Genomic DNA, 20,093 nt, shown 5'->3' with positions numbered 1-20,093 from the left:
CACAGCCGCCCGCGTACGGGATACCCCCGATCAGGGCTTCTCAGGGCCAGAGGCGTTCGCGGACCCAGCCGCCGTCGGCCTTGCGGTACCGCAACCGGACGTGCCGGCGGTCGTGGCTCGCCTGCCAGAACTCGACGACGTCCGGGTCCACGAAGTACCGCGTCCACGTTTCCGGGGCGGTGCCGGGGTTTTCTTCGACCCAGCGCTCCGCTTCCGCGGCCGCGGCGACGAGGTCCGCCGGGTCGGCCAGCACCTGGGACTGGCGTCCGATGAACGCCTCGACGCGGGACGCCGGCGGCCGGGCGAGGAAGTCCTCCGCCGAAACTTCGGGCGCGGCCGGGGAAACCGGCCCGCGCAGCCGGACCTGGCGGCCGCGGCCGGGCCAGAAGAACGTCAGCGCGGCCCGCGGGTCCTTGCTCAGTTGCAGGCCCTTCGGGCTTTCGGAGCTGGTCGCGACCGCCCAGCCGGCCGGGCCGACGTCCTTGAGGATCACGACGCGGGCGTCGGGCGCGCCATCGGCGTCCACTGTGGACAGTGTGACGGCGTGCGGTGCGAGCACGTGCTCGCCGGCTTCGGTCAGCCACTCCAGGAACAGTGCCCGCGGGTCCGGCGGCGCCGTTTCCGGCGTGAACACAGGGAGTTCTTCGGGGAACGACGGCCACCCGCGCAGCTGCACCATGTCACTGACCGTACGGCTGGTGCCCCGGCGGCGGGTAGACGGGCGGCTGGGGACCGCCCGGGCCGACGGCCGGCGGGGGCGGCACCTGCGGCATCGGCGCCTGCTGCTGCCAGCCCGGCGGCGGCTGCTGCGCCGGCGGTTGCTGCTGGACCGGCGGTTGCTGCTGCTGGTGCTGGGCCTGCTGCCACTGCACCTGCTGGTAGACCTCGGCGGGCTGCGGGAAGCAGTACGTCAGCTTGGCGTTGACCGAACCCTGCACCGCGGCGCCCCAGAACTTCCCGCCGACGAACGCGAACATCTGCCCGGCCGAGAGGTCCACCGCGACCATCCGCGTCTCGCCGCCGAACTGGTTGCCCGACTTCGCGGACGCGGCCTGCGCGGCGTCCGGGTACACGCGCCGGCCGACCAGCCCGGCGATGACCACCGACGCCGCGGTCCAGCCCATGGTGCCGATGAGGTTCGCGCGGGCGTGCTGCGTGGCGCGGCCGGTGAAGTCGTACAGCGCCGCGGCGCTGACCTCGGGCACGGCCGCGGCGATGACGCAGTAGTTCATCGTCGAGAGCATCACCGACTCGGTGAACAGGCCGACGACGGCCGTCGCGGGCCCGATCTGCACGGAGTTCAGCCGGCCGCCCGAGCGCTGGATGCGCTCGGCCACCGCGCCGAGGTACTGCTCGGGGGTGAGCACGCCGGACCTCCTCGGGTCGTGAACCGGACCACTCGCCGCCATCGTCGCACGCCTCGGCGTCCCGGCGACTTCAGCCAGCGGTTTTCACACACGCCGCATGGTTGACTGTGCGCGCTATGCGACGACTCGTACTTCTCGCGCCCGCCGCGGTCCTGCTGGCCGGCTGCGGCCCCGCCATCGTGTCCGGCACCGCGACGCCCAGTTCGCCGTCCGCCTCCTCCGCCGCGGCCGCCGGGCTGCCGCCGGAGCCGCAACCCGGTGCGACCGAGGACTGCCCGTACCTCGGCAGCGAATTCGTGGCCGACTCGAACGGCCAGCACGTGTCGAAGGTGCGCGTGTCCGCCGACCAGCCCCACCCGGCGTGCTTCTTCTATCGCCCGGACGGGAAGGTCCAGCTCACCGTCCGGGTGTACGTCGGGGACGCGAAAACGGCGACGGCGCTGGTCAACCAGGCGGCGCCGGTGGACTCGTCGAACCCGGCGAGCGACCCTTCCGGCTGGAAGGGCGGCTATTTGTCCACCGACGACGGCGCTGTCTACGCTGTCGCCAAGGGCTCCGCGGCGGTCATCGCGACCACGAACCAGAAGCAAAGCGTGAAGGCACGCACAGTGGTCAAGAAGGCTATCGCTGCCCTGAAGCTCTAGGTAGCGGGCTCCACACGGGTGAGTGATGTTGATCTTGTATTACCCTGTGCGTCACGCGCAGGCTTCGTGGACTCGCGCACCGCAGCCACCGGGGCATCCCCACCCCGGGGCGGGGCACCAACTCTGCAACGACAAAGGACAAGATTCGTGGCTGACACCCTCAAGGAAATCCTGCTCGACTCCAGCCGTCGCCCGGCGGTCGTGACCGACTTCGAGACCCTCGTCGACGCCGAGGTCTCGGACAAGGGCGGCGTTTCGGGTGCCGTTGTGAAGACCGGCTTCGCGGCCGTCAAGAAGATCAAGCCGGGCATCATCCCCTCGGCCGTCGACACCCTGCTCCCCGACTTCGTGGTCGCGCTCGAGCCGTTCTACGGCGACTACCGCGCCAAGGGTGGCAACGACTTCGGCGCCTACCTGACCAGCCGCTCGGACGAGGCTTCCGACGCGCTGCTGAGCGTCACCGACTCGCGCGCGGAGCGCAGCAGCCGTGACAGCATCAAGAAGGTCTACGGCAAGCTGCGCCCGAACGGCAAGAAGAACGTCGAGGAGGCGCTGCCGCGGCTCGGCGCGCTGGTCGACAAGCACGCCGCCAACGCGTGAGCTAGCTCGGAGCACGACTGAAGAGGCCCCCGGTGCACCCCCGGGGGCCTCTTCGCGTCGCTATCAGTTCTTCTTTTCGGCGGGCGCCGCGGAGGGCGCCTTGCCGTTCGCCTGCGGGGTCGGCTTCGCCGTTTCGGCGGGCTTCGGCGCGGGCGGGGTGGCCTTCGGCGGCGCGGGCGCGACCGGCGGCTCCTGCTTCGAACGGAGGGCGTAGGCGGCGCCGGCGCCGACCACGACCAGGCCGAGCAGCCACGGCCACTTGCGACGGCTGCGGGTGCCCTTCGCGGCCGACTTGGCCTCGGTCACGGCAGCGTAGAAGTCCTTCTTCGCCGCCTTGAAGTCCTTCTTGCCGCGGCGCTTCGAGTCGCCGGCCGCTTTCGCGGCCTTGATGGCGGCCTTCTTCGCCTTGCGACCCGGCTTGCGCAGCTCGGACAGGCGCGCGAGCGCCTCCTGGCGAGCGGCCTTCGAGCTCTTCTTGAGCTCCTTGCGGGTCAGTTCCGTCTTCTTCGCGAGCTTCTTCTGCGCGCGCCGCCCCTGCTTGACACCCTCGGTGACGAGTTTGTCGGCGGTCTCGACGGCCTGGGCTGTCGCCCGGGACATGGGCTTCACCTCATCATTCGTTTTGACACTGCTCTGTTACCCGTAACCTATCGTGCCCCTTTTCCGCGCCGCCCGCTCTGTCCTTCTGGGGTCAAACCCCAGACCCCAGCCGGGGGCGCGCCCCCGGACCCCCGAACGATGTGGGAGATGGCACGATGAGTCTCGTGAAAGCTACGCTGCACACCAACCAGGGTGACATCCACCTGAACCTGCTCCCCGACCACGCGCCGAAGACGGTCGCGAACTTCGTCGGGCTCGCGGAAGGCACCAAGGAGTACACCCAGCCCAACGCGGCGGGCACGAACTCCGGGCCCTTCTACGACGGTTCGATCTTCCACCGGGTCATCGACGGCTTCATGCTGCAGGGCGGCGACCCGACCGGCACCGGCCGCGGCGGCCCCGGCTACAAGTTCGGCGACGAGTTCCACCCGGAGCTGCAGTTCAGCAAGCCGTACCTGCTGGCCATGGCGAACGCCGGGCCGGGCACCAACGGCTCGCAGTTCTTCATCACCGTGGCGCCGACCGCCCACCTGAACTTCCGCCACACGATCTTCGGCGAGGTGGCCGACCAGGAGTCGCGCAACGTCGTCGACGCGATCGCGCGCACCGCGACCGGCCCGGCGGACCGCCCGCTGACCGACGTCGTGATCGAGAAGGTCACCGTCGAGCACTGACGGCTGACTCGGCGAGGTTTCGGTAGGTTGGTCACATCGTGAACCAACCGCCGAACCCCGCCGCCGAACAAGCCGCGCTCCCCGGGTGCTGGTGGCACCCGAACCGCCCGACCGGATTGAGCTGTTCCCGGTGCGGGCGTCCGGCGTGCCCGGATTGCCTCCGCGAAGCGCCCGTCGGCTTCCAGTGCACCGACTGCGTGCACGCCGGGGGCCAGCAGCAGCGCCGTCAGCACCGCGAACACCAGGAAGCCGGCTTCGGCCAGCGGACGGTCTTCGGTGCGCGCCTGTCGAAGTCCGTGCTCGTCACCCAGGTCATCCTCGCGGTCAACGTCCTGGTCTACCTCTTCACGGCGTTCCAGGCGCAGAGCCTCAACGACAACGACACCTCGGCCGTCTTCCAGCGCGGCAGCCTCTACGTCGCCGCGACCCTGGGCAACGACGAGTGGTGGCGGGTCCTGACCAACGGGTTCCTGCACTACGGGCTCATCCACATCGCGGTCAACTCGTTCTCGCTGTGGATGATGGGCCGGGCCCTGGAGCAGGTGTGCGGCCGCGGCCGCTACCTCGCCCTCTACTTCACCTCGATGCTCGGCGCGTCCGCCGCCGTCCTGATCTTCGACCAGAACGGTCCGCCGACGGTCGGCGCGTCCGGCGCGCTGTTCGGCCTGATGGGCGCCTACGCGGTGCTCGTGCTGAAGCTGCGGCTGAACCCGACCGGGCTGATCATCACCCTCGCCCTGAACGCCTTCATCACGTTCGGCATCCCGGGCATCTCGATCTGGGCCCACGTCGGCGGCCTGGTGACCGGGGCGGTGGTCACCGTCGCGCTGCTCTACGCCCCGCAGGAGGGCCAGGCGCGCTGGCAGGCCATCGGCATCGCGATCATCGTGGTCGCCATCGTCGGCCTGCTGGCCTACCAAGCCACCCGGTTCGGGACGGCGACCTGCGGTTTCCTCCCGTACCGCGGCGTCCAGACCTACGTCTGCGCGGCCTAGCCGCGCGCACGCAGCGTGCTGAGGACGTCCAGGACGTCCCGCGGGTCCTCGCCGAGGTCCAGCCACCCGAAGACGTAGAGCTGCTCGTCGTGCTCGAGCTCGAGGGTGACGCCGTCACGGCCCAGCCGGCGCGTGGTGCGCAGCCGGGTGCGGGTCTGCGCCCACGGCAGCCGGTGCGTGCCACCCAGCGTGCGGGCCACCAGGCCCTCGGCATCGGCCGCCAGCCGCGGCCGGACGAGCGTGGCGTGGGTCGCGAACGCGCCGACGGCCACGGCCGCCAGCGCGAACAGCACCAGCCCACCGCGGTCGCCCGACAGCGCGTCGAACACCACGCCGGCCAGCAGCAGTGCCGTGACCGCCCAAGCCGATACCACAACGGCCTGCCGGGGCGCCCAAGAGGTGGGGTAGTTATCCACAGGGGTTATCCACACTGGGGATGAGTCACACCGGTGTAATTCGGCGTCAAGCCGCCGTTCGGAGTAATAATCAACGCCAGCGCATGGTCATCAGCAGACCCGCGATCATCAGCGCGAAACCGCCGGCGAAGTTCCAGTTGCCCAGATCGGCCATCCAGGAAATCTTGTCACCGGCGATGTAGTTCACCAGCAGCCACACCAGGCCCACGAGCATCAGCCCGAACATGGGGATCTTCCAGGCGAGGCCGGTCGGGCCGGCGGCCCGCACCTTCACCGGCGTGCGCCGGTCGGCAGGCGGGGTGTAAGCGGTCTTCTTGCGGACCTTGGACTTGGGCATCGTGTGTTCCTCGCGGTGCTCTTCGGGCTCGTCTGGTGGCGATGTCCCGCTGAGGGTGCGCAACCAGCGCCACGTGCACACGTTAACGTAAACGACCGCAGGAAAGCAGCGGCCGGAGTGGTCGGATTTTCCCGCACCGTGACAACGGCGTCACCCAGGGTTCGGCGCGGCTTGAGAGGAGCTTGCGTGGAGATGCGCGAAGGACCGGATGACGACCGGCGCAGACACCCAGGACAGCGGCCGGTGCCGCCGCGTCGTCCGGCCACGCCCCCTCGCGGCCAGGTGCCGCCCCGGCCGCCCCAGCGCGGGCCGCAGGGGCAGCAGCCGCCCCGGCGTTCGCCCGCCCCGGCGCCCCGCCGGTACGCGAGCCCGCCGCCGGCGGGTGCGAACGAGGAGACCATCGTCTTCGCCCCGGTCGGGAAGGGCGGCGCCGCGACCAAGGAGAAGCCCGCCCCGGCCCCGCTGGGCAAGGGCGGCGTCGCGATCCGGACGGCCGGCGAAGTCCTCATCACGCTGGGCCTGGTCGTGCTGCTGTTCATGGTCTACGAGCTGTACGTGACCGACCTGTTCTCGGCGGGCAAGCAGTCCGAGGCGAGCGACCAGCTCGACGGCGAGTGGGCGCACGACCGGACGCTGCACCCCGAGCTGATCGACGGCAAGGCGTTCGCCCGGATCCACATCCCGACGTTCGGCGTCGACTACAACTTCACCATTCAGGAAGGCACCGACGAGACCGCGCTCGAGGTCGGCCCGGGCCACTACAAGGGCACGTCGCTGCCCGGCGAGCCCGGCAACTTCGCCGTGGCCGGCCACCGCGTCGGCAAGGGCGCCCCGTTCAACGACCTGGACAACCTCTCGTCTTGTGACCAGATCGTGATCGAGACCTCGACCGACTTCTACATCTACAAGGTCCTGCCCTACGACGACGAGATCGAGAACTGGGCGGGCACCAAGGGCGCCGACCCGAAGTGCAAGGGCGTCTCGACGCTGCGCGACCCGAACGCCGAAGACGGCGGGGCGTACAGCGAGACGTTCGGCCGCAAGGTCGTGCTGCCCAGCCAGGGCACCGCGGTGAACCCGGTCCCGTACAAGGACGCCGAGACGCTCCCGAAGGCCCAGCAGGCGGCGCTGCTCACGCTCACGACGTGCCACCCGCAGTTCTCCGCCCGCGAGCGGCTCATCATCACGTCGGTGCTGACCCAGCAGGTGCCGAAGAACCAGGTCAAGGACTACGGCGACCTGCTTTCGAAGATCGGGGAGGCCTGATGTACGCCTGGCTCTGGCGGAAGTTCCCCGGCCCCTTCGCGGTCAAGCTGACGATCGCGGTGGTTCTCGTGCTCGGCGTGGTCGCGCTGCTGATGTTCGTGATCTTCCCGTGGCTGGAGCCGCGGCTGTGGTTCAACGAGGTCGCGGTCAACTGAAGACGCGGCGGAAGGACCGGGACGACCTCGTGCCGAGCCTGTACCAGCGCGAAGGGCACGGGCCGCCGCCCGGCGTCGAGCACCACTTCGCCGAGATGCCGGACGGGCCGTTGAGCGAGGCGCAGATCGCCGGCGCCGAGCGGTTCGCGGTGCCGACCGCGCGCCTGCTGGTCGGGCTCGACCCTTGAGGTTCGGGGTCTTCCTGGTCAGCGGCCGGTTCCCCGGGCAACGCGACTCCGACGTCCTGCGCCGGTCGGTCCGCGCGGCCGAGCTGGCCGAAGAAGCCGGCTTCGACGACGTCTGGTTCGCCGAGCACCACTTCGTGCCCTACGGCGTCTGCCCGTCCGCCATCACGCTGGCCGCGCACGTGCTCGGGCGGACGTCGCGGATCGGCGTCGGGACCGCGGTGAGCGTCCTGTCGACGACGCACCCGGTGGCGCTGGCCGAGCAGTGGGCCCTGCTCGACGCCGTCTCCGGCGGCCGGCTGCGGCTCGGTGTCGGGCGCGGTGGCCCCTGGCAGGACCTCGAAGTCTTCGGCACCGGGCTGGACCGCTACGAGACCGGCTTCGAGGAGACCCTCGACGTCTTCCTCCGCGCCACCACCGGCCGGGCGCACGCCGGGGGCCGGCACTTCGCGTTCCGGGAGGTGCCCGTCGTGCCGTCGCCGGAGCGGCGGCCGGACGTCGTCGTGGCCTGCGGCGGGCCGAAGTCGGACGCCGTGCGCCAGGCCGCGGACCGGAACCTGCCGCTGCTGCTCGGGCTGCACGCCGACGACGAGGAGAAGGCGGCCACCGTCGCGGCCTACGGGAAGCCGGCGGACCACGTCTCGACCGTGCTCTGCCAGGTCGGCGACGAAGCCGTCGTCCGCGAAGCGCTCCCCGCGTGGCTGAAGGACGGTTTGGGGGCGCACGTCACGGTCGACGGGCGGCCGGGGCCGTCGCGGGACCCGCGGGAGTACACCGAACGGCTCTGCGCGATCCACCCCGTGGGGACCGCGGACCACTGCGTGCGGACCCTGGGAACGAGCCTCCGGCGCACCGGCGTCTCCCACGTGCTGATGCTCGTGGAAGCGTCGGGTACGCCGGAGGGGACCTACGCGAACATCACGCGGATCGGCACCGAGGTGCTGCCCGCGCTGCGGGCTAGCAGTCCCGCAGTTCCGGGCTCTGGTTGAGCAGCTGGCCGCGTGGCGAGACGAACGCGCGGTAGCGGTCACCATCCACTTCGGTCTTCTTGAACACGGCGACCCGGTGGCAGTTCTGGAACGCGAGCTTGACGCCGAAGTGCCGCTCGAGGCCGCCGCGGATCGCGTCCGAGGCCAGCGCCCGCAGCAGCTGCCCGCGGGCGACCTCGCTCGGCGGGGGCGTCTCGTTGTCGGCGAAGCCGTCCGCGGCGCCCTCGGCGTCGGCGATGACGCCGGTGATGACTTCCCAGGCGTACGGCAGGGATTCCTTGACGCAGGTGACGAACTCGGCGTCGGTGACCTCCCCGCGCTCGGCCTTCTCCAGCAGCGCGGGTGACACGTCCAGGGACATCGAACCTCCAGTTTGAGCAGGGCCACCCTCTTGGCTACCGGCCGGGTGGCCCGGCCACAAGAGAAAACGATGATCATCACCAATATGGCGGAAGGCCTGGTCACTCCCAGCGGAAGAGCTTCGCCGCCAGCGCCGTCCCGGCCACCGCGAAGGCGGCGAGCACGACCAGCTGCAGCGGCTGCACCCCGGTGCCGACCCAGGCGTCCTGCAGCGGCTGCGAACCCGGCGGCACGTAGTCGCCGATCCGGCGGACGACCTCCGGCAGCAGCGGCCGCGGCAGGTACACGCCGCCGAAGAACATCGTCGGCAGGAACGCGACCATCGCGACGCCGTTCGCGGCCTTCGAAGTGCGGGCGACCGCGGCCGCGACCAGGCCCAGCGCGAACATCGAGACGACGCCGAGCAGCAGCGTCAGCGCGAACGAGAGCGGGTGCTTCGGCAGCGGGACGTCGTAGACGGCGTTGCCCAGCCCCAGCACCAGCGCGATGCCCGCCAGCGCGACCACGACGTGGATGAGCAGCTGCGCGCCCAGCAGGTTCGCCGGGTGCACCGGCGTCGTGGCCAGCCGGCGCAGCACCCCTTGCTCGCGGTAGGCGGTGACCGCGGCGGGGATCGACTGCAGCGCGAGCATCGCGAGGCTCACGACGATCAGCGACGGCACCCAAGCGTCGATGAACCGGAACCCGCCGGTCTTCTCGCTGGGTTCGGTCATGCCGGGGATGGCGCCGATCGCGAGCAGCAGGATCGACGGCAGCAGGACGCCGGCGACCGCCATGAACGGCGAGCGGAGGAAGAGTTTCGTTTCGGTGGTGGTGATCTTGGCGAAGGTGTTCACAGCGCACTCCTGGTCAGCGAGACGAAGGCGTCGTCCAAAGTGGACGCGTTGACGGACTGGCGGAGCTCGGCCGGGGTGCCGGTGGCGACCACGCGCCCGGCGTCGAAGATCGCGACGCGGTCGCAGAGGCGCTCGGCTTCGTCCATGAAGTGGGTGACGAGCAGGACCGTGACGCCGGTGTCGCGCACGCCCTCGACCAGCTGCCAGGTTTCGCGGCGGGCGTGCGGGTCGAGCCCGGTGGTGAGCTCGTCGAGGATCGCCAGCTCGGGCCGGCCGACGAGGGCCAGTGCGATCGACACGCGCTGCTTCTGGCCGCCGGAGAGCTTCCCGAACGCGCTGCGGGCGTGGTCGCGCAGGTCGAGCTGGTCGAGCAGGACGTCGATGTCCGCCGGGTCGGGGTAGAAGGAAGCGAACAGCTCCAGCGCCTCGCGCACCCGCAGCTTCGCGGGCAGCTGGCTTTCCTGCAGCTGGACGCCGACGCGGCGGGTCAGCGCCGCGCGGTCGGTCGCCGGGTCGAGGCCGAGCACGGAGAGCGTGCCGCCGTCGGCCCGGCGCAGGCCCTGGAGGCATTCGACGGTGGTGGTCTTCCCGGCGCCGTTCGTGCCGAGGATGCCGAAGATTTCGCCGCGCTCGACGGTGAACGAAACGCCGTCGACCGCGACCCGGGTGCCGTAGCGCTTGCGGAGGTCGGTGACTTCGATGAGGGGCATGCCGACAAAGCTACGAATCGGCCCGCCCGCGCGGAATGACGCTGAAACCCCAGCTCAGGTAGCGTTTTGCTGAAGCGGGGGTGGGGCTGGGCCCACCCCGTTCGTGGGGCTTCGCGGATCGCGGCCGCGCCGGCGGTCCGGCGAAGATTCCGGGGGAAAGGAGGTGCCGGGATGACGTACCCGCGTGCCCTCGGCCGGGCGCTGGCGCTGACCGCGCGTTCGCTGCTGAGCTGGTTCGACGTGCTGGTCGAGCTGATCGCGTTCGCGCTGCTCTGCGTCGGGCTGGTGTTCTTCCTGGGCCCCGCGGTCGAATGGGCCCGCGGCCGCTCGACGACGGCCCGGGCGCTGGCCGGGCGCTGGTGCGGCGTCGAGGTCGAAGCGCCGTACCAGCCCGAGCCGCCGGAGCCCGTGCGCGAGCGCGACGGCTGGTACCGCGACGGCAACACGCTCTACAAGCGGGCGTTCTGGATCCGCTGGCAGCACCGCCTCACCTGGGCGCTGGAGGACCCGGCGGCCGAGCGCGAGTTCGCGTGGCAGCTGGTGAACCCGCTGCTCACGCTGTTCCTGCCGGTCGCCGTGCTGGTCGGCGGGCCGTCGGTGCTGCGTGGCTACGGCCGGTGGACGCGCTGGTGGCTCGGCCCGCGGCCGGTGGTCGAACGCCGCGGGAACCGGCTGCAGCGGCACCTGGAATCGCTGGGGCACCAGATCGGCATCCTCGTGCTTTCCCTGGTGCAGTTCGTCTTTTCGGCGTGGCAGCTGGTCGTCATCGCCGTTGCCACGCCGGTGGCGGCCCCCGTCGTGCTGTGGAGCCGGACCATCACCGACACGCTGCGCCGCGAAACCGGGAACTGGACCGGGGTGCGGATCGCCCGCCCGTACCTGCCGCCGCCCGGCCTGCCGGTGCCGCGACCGGACGGGCTCTACCAGGTCGGCAAGCAGCTCTACGACGAGCCGTTCTGGCCGGTGCAGCACGCCCGCAGGCGGTGGATCCTGCGCGACCGGGCGACCTGGCGCGACCTCGCCGGCGGCGGCCTGATCCCGCTCGTCTCGCTGGCGCTGACCCTGCCGACGGTCGCGTTGCTCGGCTGGGGGCTCGTCGGCCTGGTGACGCTGTGGGGGTGGCGGCCGTTCGTGAGCTCCCCGGTCCGCTGGCTGGTCCTGCCCGAGGTGTCGACGCACCTGGGTGCGCTCGCGCAGACCCCGCTGGCGCTGGCGATGATCGTCGCCGGCCTGGTCCCGACCACCTGGCTCGCCCGCCAACAGGCCCGCTTCGTCAAGGTGTGGCTCGGGCCGACCGAGTCGTCCCGGCTCGCCCGGCGCGTCGAACGGCTCAAGCAGACGCGCACCGACGTCACGGTCGCGCAGGCGGCGGAGCTGCGCCGGATCGAGCGCGACCTGCACGACGGCATCCAGTCCCGGCTGGTCGCGATGGGCATGAAGCTCGGCGCGGTCGAGGCGCTGGTGGACACCGACCCGGCCGCGGCGAAACGGCTCGCGGCCGAGCTGCGCGCGTCGTCGTCGGAGGCGCTCACCGAGCTGCGGGTGCTGATCCGCGGCATCCACCCGCCGGTGCTCTCCGAACGCGGGCTGCTGGACGCCATCCGCGCGCTGGCACTGGACAGCCCGCTGAAGGTGCCGGTCACCGGCTCGCTGCCGGACCGGCTCGAGGAGCCGGCGGAGGCGTGCGCGTACTTCACGGTGTCCGAGCTGCTCGGCAACGCGGCGAAGCACGGCGCGAAACGGGCGTCGATCGAGGTTTCCTTCGACGAGGACCTGCTGACGCTGGTGGTGACCGACGAAGGCCCGGGCGGCGCGAACCCGGCCCGCGGGTCGGGACTCCGCGGAATCGAACGCAGGCTGGGCGCCTTCGACGGTAGGTTGACGCTGACCAGCCCGATCGGCGGGCCGACCAGGGCGACCGTGGAGCTCCCGTGTCAGATCGACCCAGAACCGTTGTCGCCGAAGACCAGTACCTCCTCCGAGACGGTCTGACGCACCTCCTGGCGGCGCACGGCTTCGACGTCGTCGCGGCGGTCGGCAGCGGTCCCGAACTGGCGGACGCATTGCGGGAACACCGGCCCGAGGTGTCCATTGTGGACGTCCGGATGCCGCCGACGAACACCGACGAGGGCCTCCAGGTCGCGCTGGCCGCCCGCCGCGAGGTCCCGGGGCTGCCGATCCTCGTGCTCTCCCAGCACGTCGAGCAGCTGTACGCGCGCGAACTGCTGGCCGACGGCACGGGCGCGATCGGCTACCTGTTGAAGGACCGCGTGTTCAACGCGGACCAGTTCATCGACGCCGTCCGCCGGGTCGCCGCCGGCGGCACGGTGATGGACCCCGAGGTGATCGCGAAACTGGTGGCGGGCAACGCCACCGACCCGCTGGCCGCGTTGACGGCCCGCGAACGCGAGGTGCTCGGCCTGATGGCCGAAGGCTGCTCGAACGCGGCGATCGCGGCGAAGCTGCACTTCAGCGAAGGGGCGGTCGGCAAGCACACGGCGAACATCTTCGCGAAGCTCGGGATCACGGCTTCGGACGACACGAACCGCCGCGTGCTGGCCGTTCTCGCCTACCTCGGCGCGGACGCCTAGCCGCGCGAAACCCGCGTCATCTCTTCGCGCTCGACGACCTTGATCCGCTCCCGGCCCGCCGCCGAACCGAGCGACTTCTCGTGCGCGTCCAAGCGGCCCCAGCCGTCCCACGTCGTGAACGGGATCCCGCGCGTGGCCAGGAAGTCCAGGATCGCGTCGGGTGAGGAGAACTTCGGCGCCGTCAACGTGTCCGCGTCCGCCAGCAGGCTCGCGACGGTCTCCGCCGCGTCGCCCTTCGTGTGGCCGATCAGGCCGACCGGGCCGCGCTTGATCCAGCCCGTCACGTACACGCCGGGGAGCTGGTTTTCGTCCAGGTCCAGCACACGGCCGGCCTGGTTCGGGACGACGCCCGCCGTGTGGTCGAACGGGATCTCCGGCAGGTGCGACGACAGGTAGCCGACCGCGCGGTAGACCGCCTGGACGTCCCAGTCGTGGAATTCGCCCGTGCCGCGGACGTTCCCGTCGCCGGTGAGCTCGGTGCGTTCGGTGCGCAGCCCGGTGACGCGGCCGCCGGTGCCGACGATCTCCGCGGGGGAGTGGAAGAAGTGCAGGTGCAGCCGCCGCGGCCGGGTACCGGGCTCGCGGATCGCCCACTCCTGCAACGTCTTCACGACCATGTCGATCTGCTTCGACGCCCGCAGCGCCGCGATGCTGCCCTCGTCGAACTCGATGTCCTCGGGGTACACGATGACCTCGACGTTCGGCGAGTGGTCGAGCTCGCGCAGCTCCAGCGGCGTGAACTTCGCCTGCGCCGGCCCGCGGCGGCCGAACACGTGCACGTCGGTCACCGGGCTGGCCTTGAGGCCCTGGTAGACGTTCTCCGGGATGTCCGTGGTCAGCAGCTCGTCCGCCGTCTTCGCCAGGACGCGCGCGACGTCGAGAGCGACGTTGCCGACGCCGAGGACCGCGACCGAAGACGCCGTCAGCGGCCAGGTCCGCGGCACGTCCGGGTGCCCGTCGTACCAGGACACGAAGTCGGCGGCGCCGTAACTGCCGTCGAGGTCGGCGCCCGGGATGTCGAGCGCGCGGTCGGCCGACGCACCGGTCGAGAAGATCACCGCGTCGTAGAACTCGCGCAGCTCGTCGAGCTTGATGTCGGTGCCGTAGTCGATGTTGCCCAGCAGCCGGACGTTCGGCTTCGACAGCACCTTCTCCAGCGCGGTCACGATGCCCTTGATGCGCGGGTGATCGGGGGCGACGCCGTAGCGGATCAGCCCGAACGGCGCCGGCATGCGCTCGAACAGGTCGATCTGCACGTCGGCGTCGGACTTGTCGAGGATGTCGGCGGCGTAGATCCCGGCGGGACCGGCGCCCACCACGGCTACGCGAAGAGTTCGGCTCACACGTTCCACCGTAAGTTAGGGTCACCTAACTTGAAATGTGATCTCGCGTACGGTCCACCTGGTGGGAGGGGCCGCGCAGCGATGGTTGCGAGCGTCGGCGAGGCCGCCGGGAACGGCAGCGACTACCCGGCCCGCTTGTGGTCGGACGGAAATTGCGCCGGGATCACCGGCCGTGGGGAGCCGGTAAGCTCGGCGCCATGCGCGTCCTCGTCGTCGACAACTACGACAGCTTCGTCTACAACCTGGTCCAGTACCTGGCCCAGCTCGGCGCCGACTGCACGGTCTGGCGCAACGACGTCGTGGACCTCGACCGCGTGCCCGAGTTCGACGCCGTGCTGGTCTCGCCCGGCCCCGGGACGCCCGAACGCGCTGGTCAGAGCATGGACGTCGTCCGCAAGTGCGCCGAGACGCACACGCCGATGCTCGGCGTCTGCCTCGGGCACCAGGCGCTCGGCGTCGTCTACGGCGCCACCGTCGACCGCGCGCCCGAGCTGCTCCACGGCAAGACGAGCCAGGTGCGCCACACCGGCGCCGGCATCCTCAAGGACCTGCCGGCGGAGTTCACGGCCACCCGGTACCACTCGCTGACCGTGCTGCCCGAGACGATCGCCGAAGACGTCTTCGAGGTCACCGGGCGCACCGAGTCCGGCATCGTGATGGGCATGCGCCACCGCGAGCTGCCGCTGGAAGGCGTGCAGTTCCACCCGGAGTCCGTGCTCACCGAGGGCGGCCACCGGATGCTGGCGAACTGGCTGGCCGCGGCCGGGCACCCCGTCGACCCGGTCCGGGTGAACGAACTCGAGCGCGCGACCCAGGCGCTCCAGAAGGCCGCTGTTGCGTGATCCGGCTCGAGGGGGTCGGCAAGCGGTACGGGCGAGGTGACTTCGTCCTCCGCGACGTCGACCTGACCGTCGAGTCCGGGCACGTCGTCGGCGTCCTCGGCAGCAACGGCTCCGGCAAGTCGACGCTGCTGCGGATCATGGCCGGTGTCTCGCACCCGACCACCGGTTCCCTCACCGGCACCCCGCGGATCGGCTACCTGCCGGACCGCTTCCCGGCCGGCCAGCGGATGGGCGCGCGGGCGTACCTGCGGCACATGGCCCGCATCCACGGGCTCACCGACCTCTCGATGATCGACCCGCTGCTCGAGCGGCTCGCGCTGGTCGGCGGCCCGACGGCGCCGTTGCGCACGCTGTCCAAGGGCAATGCGCAGAAGGTCGGGCTCGCGCAGGCCGTCATGGTGCGCCCCGACCTGCTGGTCCTCGACGAGCCGTGGTCCGGGCTCGACGTCGGCACGCACGCGATCCTCGGCGAGCTCGTCGCCGAGACGCGGGCGCGCGGGGCGAGCGTCGTGTTCACCGACCACCGCCCGCAGGTCGTGCACGACCACGCCGACGTCGTCCACCTCATCGACGAAGGCAGGCTCACGGCGGAAAGCACCGAGCCGACCACCCGGATCGTCCTGCGCGGCGGCGGTACCGGCTGGGCCGGCGAGCCCGGCGTCCGGCACGCCGTCGTCGAAGGCGCGCAGGTGGTGCTCACCGTCGAGGTCGCCGCGGTGGACGCGGTGCTGCTGCGGGCGTTGAAGGACGGCTGGTCGGTGCGGGAGGTGGCGCCGTGCTCGCCATGACCCGCTACTACTTCGTGCTGCTCGGCCATTCGCAGCGGTACCTGCCCGCGCTCCTGGCCTACCTCGCGCTCTGCGTGATCCTCTACGCCGACCCGAATTCGCCGCCGCTGCCGCTGTTCGGCGTGAGCGCCGGCGGCCTGCTGGTCGTCTCGTGCTGGCTGACGATCGCCCTGCTCGACATCGAAGACCCGGTCCAGCGCCTGGTGACCCTCAGCCACGCCCGCCAGTGGCGGCGGATGATCACCGGCGCGATCCTCGCGGTGCTGGCGTGTTCGCTCGTCCTCACGGTGATCACCGAGGTGTGGTCGGCGCTCAAGTCGTTCAAGGTCCAGCCGTCCGCGCTGGGCATCGGGCTGCTCGCCCACCTCGCGTGCGCGCTGCTGGGCATCGCGATCGCCCTCCCGTGCTCGCGGTTGCTGGTGGGCCGGATCGGCTGGACGGTGCTCGCCGCCGTCATCACGCTGGTCGTCGTGCTGCTGGCGAAGATCCCGCTGGTCCACCCGCTGCTGCACGCCCTGACCGACGAAGAACCGGTGGCCGGCCCGCTGGCGCTGGCGCTCGGGACGTCGGTGGTCCTGCTGGCCGCCAGCTTCTCCGGCGTCTCGGCTCTCGTGCGCCGCCGCTCGTGATGGCAACTTGCAGAATTCAATTTCCGCACCGGGCTTCCTGCGGGAGCCCGCGGCCGACTAAGGTTCGGGGCCTCTCCGGTTCTGGGTGAAGGGAGAACGGGTGACGGCTGGGATCGTCGCGATCACCGTGCCGGATTCCGACGGCGAGCTCCCGGAGCTCGCCGCCTGGCTGCGCGGGGAAGACGAACTCCGGGGCCGCGTCCAGCTCTTCGACGCCGTCGTGGTCGGCGTGACGAGCAACTCCGCCGGCGTCTTCTGCAGCTCGCTCTTCGCGTGGCTGCACCGCTGCCGCGAATCCCGCGTCTCCCTGAAGGTGAAGCGCTCCGGCGCGGCCGAGGAACTCGAACTCGACTGCGGCCCTTCGAGCGACGCCGAACAGGTGCTCGGCGCCGTCCGGGGATTCCTCGACAAAGCCTGACGAACGAAAAAGGCCCGCACGGCGAACCGTGCGGGCCTTTTCGCTGTCCTCCGCTAACGCGAGCTGGTCGGCGGGGTGAACGTGAAGCTCGGGATCCCGCTGCCTTCCGACACGTTCACCGTGATGTTCGCGTCCTTGCTGATCTGCGTGCCCGGCTGCTGGCTCTGGCCGGTGATCGTGCCTTCCGGCGCGTTGCTGTTCCGGTCGGCCTTCTCGTTCAGCTTCCCGGTCCAGCCCATGCTCCGCAGCTTTTCCTCCGCCTGGTCGGTGGTCATCCCGACCAGCGTCGGCATCTGGATCTGGTCGGTGTTCTCCGGGCCGGTCGACACGGTCAGCGTGATCGTCGCCCCCACGGCCAGCGAACCGCCGTTCGGGTTCTGCGTGATGACGCTGTCCTTCGGGACCGTGTCCGAGGCCTGCTCGAGCTTCTTGGTCTTGAAGCCGAGCGCGCGCAGCGCCGAGTCGGCCTGCGAGTACGGCTTGCCGGTGAAGTCCTGGACCGACTTGAGTTCCTTGGACTTCGCGACCGTGATCTGCACGCTGGTGCCCTCGTCGACCTCCGACGACGCCGTCGGTGTCTGATTCTGCACCAGGCCGGCCTGGTTCGGGTCGTCGACCTCGACTTCCTGGACGTCCGGGTTCAGCGTCAGCTTCGCGTCGGTCAACGCCTTTTCGGCCTGGTCGCGCGTCTTGCCCTTGAGGTCCGGCACGCTGGCCTTGCCCGGGGCGACCCCGACGTAGAGGGTGATCTTCGCGTCCGTGCTGACCGGGGTCCCGACGTTCGGGTCGATCTTGACGACGTTGTTGATGTCGTCCTGCGTGCACGTCGGGCTGCCGTCGGTCGGCTGCACGCCGCAGGTGACGTTCTTCGTGTCGAACGTCTTGAAGCCCTTGCCGATCAACGTTTCCTTGGCCTGCGGCACCCGCTGGTGCAGCACGTCCGGGATCGCCACCGTCGTGGATTCGTTGCTCTTGAACGAACCCGACAGCCACATGATGAGCAGCACCGCGCCGAGCACGAACACGGCGGCGAGCGCGGCCAGGATCGTCCGGCGGCGGCGCTTGGCCTTCGGGTCCTCGTCGTCCGGTTCGCTGTACTCCTCGTAGCGCTGCGGCTGGCGCCGGTCGGAGTTCATCACCTGGGTGCGCTCGTCCTCGGACATCACCATCGGCGCCGCCGGGCGCTGGCCCGAGAGCGTGCGCACCAGGTCCGAGCGCATCTCCGCCGCCGACTGGTAGCGGTTCGCCGGGCCCTTGGCCAGCGCCTTCAGCACGACGGCGTCGAGCTCGGGCGCCACCGCCGGGTTCACCGACGACGGCGGGCTCGGGTCTTCCCGGACGTGCTGGTAGGCGACCGCGACCGGGGAATCGCCGGTGAACGGCGGCTCGCCGGTGATGAGTTCGTAGAGCACGCAACCGGCGGCGTAGACGTCGGAGCGGGCGTCGACGGACTCGCCGCGCGCCTGCTCCGGCGACAGGTACTGCGCCGTGCCGATCACCGCGGCGGTCTGGGTCATGGCGGACTGGCCGTCGTGCATCGCGCGCGCGATGCCGAAGTCCATCACCTTGACCGCGCCGTTCTTCGTGATCATCACGTTGGCCGGCTTGACGTCGCGGTGCACGATGCCGTGCCGGTGGGAGAAGTCCAGCGCCGCGCAGACGTCGGCCATGACCTCCATGGCCCGCTTCTGCGACATCGGGCCTTCGGTCTTGACGATGTCGCGCAGCGTCCGGCCTTCGACGTACTCCATGACGATGTACGGCAGCGGCCCGAACTCGGCGTTGGCCTCACCCGTGTCGTAGACCGCGACGATCGCCGGGTGGTTCAGCGCGGCGGCGTTCTGCGCTTCACGGCGGAAGCGCTCCAGGAACTGCGGGTCCCTGGCGAGATCGGCACGGAGGATCTTGATCGCGACTTCCCGGCCCAGGCGCACGTCGTGGCCGTGATGGACCTCGGACATGCCTCCGTAGCCGAGCGTTTCGCCCAGCTCGTACCGGTTGGAGAGCAGTCTGGGTGTGCTCATCTCTGGGTGCCGTTCCATTCCGTCCAAGGTGTGGTCATGATGCCTTGCTGGCCATCGTCGGTCGTGCCGGGAGACTCCGCCGGTAGGACACTCGTAGCGGGCGGCTCTTCCGTGGGCGGCTGTCTGCCCGGGACCACCTGGCTCGTCGTCTGGCCGGTGTGCGGCGGCGAGCCGGAGCTGCCGATCATCTTCGCGATCAGCACGATCCCCGCCACCAGGACAACGAGCAGGATCGCCGCGAGGAGCGCCCACCAGCCCCATTGGGACTTCTTCTTCGGGACCGGCATCATGACCGGCCGCACCGCGGGGCGGGACGGCGGGCCGATGACGACCATCGGGTTCACCGCGGGCGACGGCGGACCGACCGGCATGTGCTGTTGCTGCGGCGGGACCGGCTGCTGCGGAACCTGCTGCTGCGGCGGCGGTTGCTGCTGCGGCTGCTGCCCGGTCGCGTAGGCGGCGTTGACCAGACCGGACGGGGCCGGCAGCGGCAGCCCCGCGCGGACCGCGGCGACGGCGGCCGCGAACTCGCCGCCGTTGTTGTAGCGCTGCCGCGGGTCCTTGACCAGCGTCGCTTCGATCACCGCGCGCGCCGCGGGCGGCACGTCGGGTGGCAGCGGCGGCGCGATGTCGCGGATGTGCATCATCGCGACCGTGACGGCGTTCTCGGAAAGGAACGGCCGGTGCCCGGCGAGGCATTCGTACCCGCACACCGCGAGCGAGTAGACGTCGGACGCCGGCTCGGCCGGGGAGCCGAGCGCCTGCTCCGGCGCGATGTAGTGCGCGGTGCCCATGACCATGCCGGACCGGGTGACCGGGGCCGCGTCCGCGGCCTTCGCCACCCCGAAGTCGGTGATCTTCACCTGGCCCGCCGACGTCACCAGGATGTTGCCCGGCTTGACGTCGCGGTGGACCAGGCCCTGTTCGTGCGCGGCCTGCAGCGCGTTGCCCGCCTGCTCGAGCATGTCGAGCGTGAACTCCGCCGACAGCCGCCCGTGCTTGGCCAGCAAGCCGGCCAGCGGGTCGCCGTCGACGAGCTCCATCACCAGGTACGCGATCGACAGGTCGCCGTCGAACAGGGTCTCGCCGTAGTCGTGCACCGCGGCGATGCCGGGGTGGTTGAGCGACGCCGTCATCCGCGCTTCGGTCCGGAAGCGGTGGAGGAACTCGGCGTCACCGGAGAGCTCGGCCTTGAGGATCTTGACAGCCACGGTCCGGTCCAGGCGGGTGTCGCTGGCCTGCCAGACCTCGCCCATCCCGCCGACGGCGATCCGGCTCGTCAGCTTGTACCTCTCGGCCAGCAGCTGGCCCGAGGACAGCATCC

General features: G+C 70.8%; 25 protein-coding genes. 14 read left to right on the top strand and 11 right to left on the bottom strand.

Features of this window, described 5'->3' with window-relative positions:
* Window positions 1–40: 40 nt before the first annotated feature.
* Entirely contained in the window at window positions 41–679 is a 639-nt protein-coding gene (locus tag MUY14_RS36525) for a pyridoxal 5'-phosphate synthase (RefSeq protein ID WP_247016205.1), read from the bottom strand.
* A gap of 1 nt (window position 680) precedes the next feature.
* Complete coding sequence (locus tag MUY14_RS36520; RefSeq protein WP_247016203.1) at window positions 681–1,367, bottom strand: hypothetical protein; 687 nt, start codon at window positions 1,365–1,367, stop codon at window positions 681–683.
* Between the two features lie 116 nt (window positions 1,368–1,483).
* Between MUY14_RS36520 and MUY14_RS36515 the strand changes: the two genes are divergently transcribed.
* Together MUY14_RS36515 and MUY14_RS36510 are read left to right on the top strand one after the other, a co-directional pair.
* Window positions 1,484–2,011 carry a DUF2020 domain-containing protein gene (locus tag MUY14_RS36515; protein WP_247016201.1) on the top strand — a complete coding sequence of 176 codons (528 nt, stop codon included), beginning with the start codon at window positions 1,484–1,486 and terminating at the stop codon, window positions 2,009–2,011.
* A gap of 147 nt (window positions 2,012–2,158) precedes the next feature.
* Window positions 2,159–2,611, top strand: coding sequence for a DUF6918 family protein (locus MUY14_RS36510; protein WP_247016199.1), 453 nt, complete (start codon window positions 2,159–2,161; stop codon window positions 2,609–2,611).
* Window positions 2,612–2,674: 63 nt separating this feature from the next.
* Here MUY14_RS36510 and MUY14_RS36505 read toward each other — a convergent pair whose 3' ends face one another.
* On the bottom strand, window positions 2,675–3,211 hold the full coding sequence (locus MUY14_RS36505; protein WP_247016197.1) for a hypothetical protein: 537 nt from the start codon (window positions 3,209–3,211) through the stop codon (window positions 2,675–2,677).
* Window positions 3,212–3,366: 155 nt separating this feature from the next.
* Here MUY14_RS36505 and MUY14_RS36500 point away from each other — a divergent pair, with 155 nt between their 5' ends.
* Both MUY14_RS36500 and MUY14_RS36495 read left to right on the top strand, forming a co-directional pair.
* A complete protein-coding gene (locus MUY14_RS36500) occupies window positions 3,367–3,885 on the top strand; it encodes a peptidylprolyl isomerase (RefSeq protein WP_247016195.1) in 519 nt (172 codons plus the stop codon).
* Between the two features lie 197 nt (window positions 3,886–4,082).
* Window positions 4,083–4,880, top strand: a complete 798-nt coding sequence (locus MUY14_RS36495) for a rhomboid family intramembrane serine protease (RefSeq protein ID WP_247016193.1) — start codon at window positions 4,083–4,085, stop codon at window positions 4,878–4,880.
* Here the strand turns inward: MUY14_RS36495 and MUY14_RS36490 are convergent.
* Window positions 4,877–5,254, bottom strand: a complete 378-nt coding sequence (locus MUY14_RS36490) for a PH domain-containing protein (protein WP_247016191.1) — start codon at window positions 5,252–5,254, stop codon at window positions 4,877–4,879. The genes MUY14_RS36495 and MUY14_RS36490 overlap by 4 nt on opposite strands.
* A 112-nt stretch (window positions 5,255–5,366) precedes the next feature.
* A complete protein-coding gene (crgA, locus tag MUY14_RS36485; protein WP_033261030.1) occupies window positions 5,367–5,633 on the bottom strand; it encodes a cell division protein CrgA in 267 nt (88 codons plus the stop codon).
* 192 nt (window positions 5,634–5,825) lie between these two features.
* Between crgA and MUY14_RS36480 the strand changes: the two genes are divergently transcribed.
* The 4 genes from MUY14_RS36480 to MUY14_RS36465 are packed head-to-tail and all read left to right on the top strand — an operon-like array spanning window position 5,826 to window position 8,228.
* Window positions 5,826–6,899, top strand: a complete 1,074-nt coding sequence (locus tag MUY14_RS36480) for a class E sortase (RefSeq protein WP_247025429.1) — start codon at window positions 5,826–5,828, stop codon at window positions 6,897–6,899.
* Window positions 6,899–7,054 carry a hypothetical protein gene (locus MUY14_RS36475; RefSeq protein ID WP_125309437.1) on the top strand — a complete coding sequence of 52 codons (156 nt, stop codon included), beginning with the start codon at window positions 6,899–6,901 and terminating at the stop codon, window positions 7,052–7,054. The genes MUY14_RS36480 and MUY14_RS36475 overlap by 1 nt, the downstream gene beginning before the upstream one ends.
* Before the next feature lie 29 nt (window positions 7,055–7,083).
* Window positions 7,084–7,242 carry a hypothetical protein gene (locus tag MUY14_RS36470; RefSeq protein WP_247016189.1) on the top strand — a complete coding sequence of 53 codons (159 nt, stop codon included), beginning with the start codon at window positions 7,084–7,086 and terminating at the stop codon, window positions 7,240–7,242.
* A complete protein-coding gene (locus MUY14_RS36465) occupies window positions 7,239–8,228 on the top strand; it encodes an LLM class flavin-dependent oxidoreductase (RefSeq protein ID WP_247016187.1) in 990 nt (329 codons plus the stop codon). Before MUY14_RS36470 ends, MUY14_RS36465 begins: the two co-directional genes overlap by 4 nt.
* Here the strand turns inward: MUY14_RS36465 and MUY14_RS36460 are convergent.
* From MUY14_RS36460 to MUY14_RS36450, 3 genes are all read right to left on the bottom strand, one after another.
* Entirely contained in the window at window positions 8,197–8,589 is a 393-nt protein-coding gene (locus tag MUY14_RS36460) for an SCO5389 family protein (RefSeq protein ID WP_247016185.1), read from the bottom strand. The genes MUY14_RS36465 and MUY14_RS36460 overlap by 32 nt on opposite strands.
* Window positions 8,590–8,689: 100 nt before the next feature.
* Window positions 8,690–9,424: an ABC transporter permease gene (locus MUY14_RS36455; RefSeq protein WP_247016183.1), complete on the bottom strand. Its 735-nt coding sequence runs from the start codon at window positions 9,422–9,424 to the stop codon at window positions 8,690–8,692.
* A complete protein-coding gene (locus MUY14_RS36450) occupies window positions 9,421–10,134 on the bottom strand; it encodes an ABC transporter ATP-binding protein (protein WP_247016181.1) in 714 nt (237 codons plus the stop codon). Before MUY14_RS36450 ends, MUY14_RS36455 begins: the two co-directional genes overlap by 4 nt.
* A gap of 171 nt (window positions 10,135–10,305) precedes the next feature.
* On the opposite strand from MUY14_RS36450, the gene MUY14_RS36445 reads away from it, so the two are divergent.
* Both MUY14_RS36445 and MUY14_RS36440 read left to right on the top strand, forming a co-directional pair.
* Window positions 10,306–12,126 (top strand): histidine kinase, encoded by a 1,821-nt coding sequence (locus MUY14_RS36445; RefSeq protein ID WP_247016178.1) that lies wholly within the window; start codon window positions 10,306–10,308, stop codon window positions 12,124–12,126.
* Window positions 12,066–12,725: a response regulator transcription factor gene (locus tag MUY14_RS36440; protein ID WP_247016176.1), complete on the top strand. Its 660-nt coding sequence runs from the start codon at window positions 12,066–12,068 to the stop codon at window positions 12,723–12,725. The genes MUY14_RS36445 and MUY14_RS36440 overlap by 61 nt, the downstream gene beginning before the upstream one ends.
* Here the strand turns inward: MUY14_RS36440 and MUY14_RS36435 are convergent.
* Window positions 12,722–14,041, bottom strand: coding sequence for an FAD-dependent oxidoreductase (locus tag MUY14_RS36435; RefSeq protein WP_247025428.1), 1,320 nt, complete (start codon window positions 14,039–14,041; stop codon window positions 12,722–12,724). The genes MUY14_RS36440 and MUY14_RS36435 overlap by 4 nt on opposite strands.
* Before the next feature lie 224 nt (window positions 14,042–14,265).
* Between MUY14_RS36435 and MUY14_RS36430 the strand changes: the two genes are divergently transcribed.
* The 4 genes from MUY14_RS36430 (at window position 14,266) to MUY14_RS36415 (ending at window position 16,745) form a co-directional block, all read left to right on the top strand.
* Window positions 14,266–14,910 (top strand): aminodeoxychorismate/anthranilate synthase component II, encoded by a 645-nt coding sequence (locus MUY14_RS36430; protein ID WP_247016174.1) that lies wholly within the window; start codon window positions 14,266–14,268, stop codon window positions 14,908–14,910.
* The gene (locus tag MUY14_RS36425; RefSeq protein WP_247016172.1) at window positions 14,907–15,698 is read left to right on the top strand and encodes an ABC transporter ATP-binding protein; all 792 of its coding nucleotides are present in this window, start codon (window positions 14,907–14,909) and stop codon (window positions 15,696–15,698) included. Before MUY14_RS36430 ends, MUY14_RS36425 begins: the two co-directional genes overlap by 4 nt.
* Window positions 15,686–16,327, top strand: coding sequence for a hypothetical protein (locus tag MUY14_RS36420; protein ID WP_247016171.1), 642 nt, complete (start codon window positions 15,686–15,688; stop codon window positions 16,325–16,327). The genes MUY14_RS36425 and MUY14_RS36420 overlap by 13 nt, the downstream gene beginning before the upstream one ends.
* Before the next feature lie 100 nt (window positions 16,328–16,427).
* The gene (locus tag MUY14_RS36415; RefSeq protein WP_247016169.1) at window positions 16,428–16,745 is read left to right on the top strand and encodes an effector-associated constant component EACC1; all 318 of its coding nucleotides are present in this window, start codon (window positions 16,428–16,430) and stop codon (window positions 16,743–16,745) included.
* A 53-nt stretch (window positions 16,746–16,798) separates the two neighbouring features.
* Here MUY14_RS36415 and pknB read toward each other — a convergent pair whose 3' ends face one another.
* Together pknB and MUY14_RS36405 are read right to left on the bottom strand one after the other, a co-directional pair.
* Window positions 16,799–18,769, bottom strand: coding sequence for a Stk1 family PASTA domain-containing Ser/Thr kinase (pknB, locus tag MUY14_RS36410; protein ID WP_247016167.1), 1,971 nt, complete (start codon window positions 18,767–18,769; stop codon window positions 16,799–16,801).
* Window positions 18,766–20,091, bottom strand: a complete 1,326-nt coding sequence (locus MUY14_RS36405) for a serine/threonine-protein kinase (RefSeq protein ID WP_247016164.1) — start codon at window positions 20,089–20,091, stop codon at window positions 18,766–18,768. Before MUY14_RS36405 ends, pknB begins: the two co-directional genes overlap by 4 nt.
* Window positions 20,092–20,093: the final 2 nt, after the last annotated feature.

Origin of the sequence: Amycolatopsis sp. FBCC-B4732 (assembly GCF_023008405.1) — a bacterium.
GTDB lineage: Bacteria > Actinomycetota > Actinomycetes > Mycobacteriales > Pseudonocardiaceae > Amycolatopsis > Amycolatopsis pretoriensis_A.
This window is presented reverse-complemented; position numbering and strand designations above follow the sequence as displayed.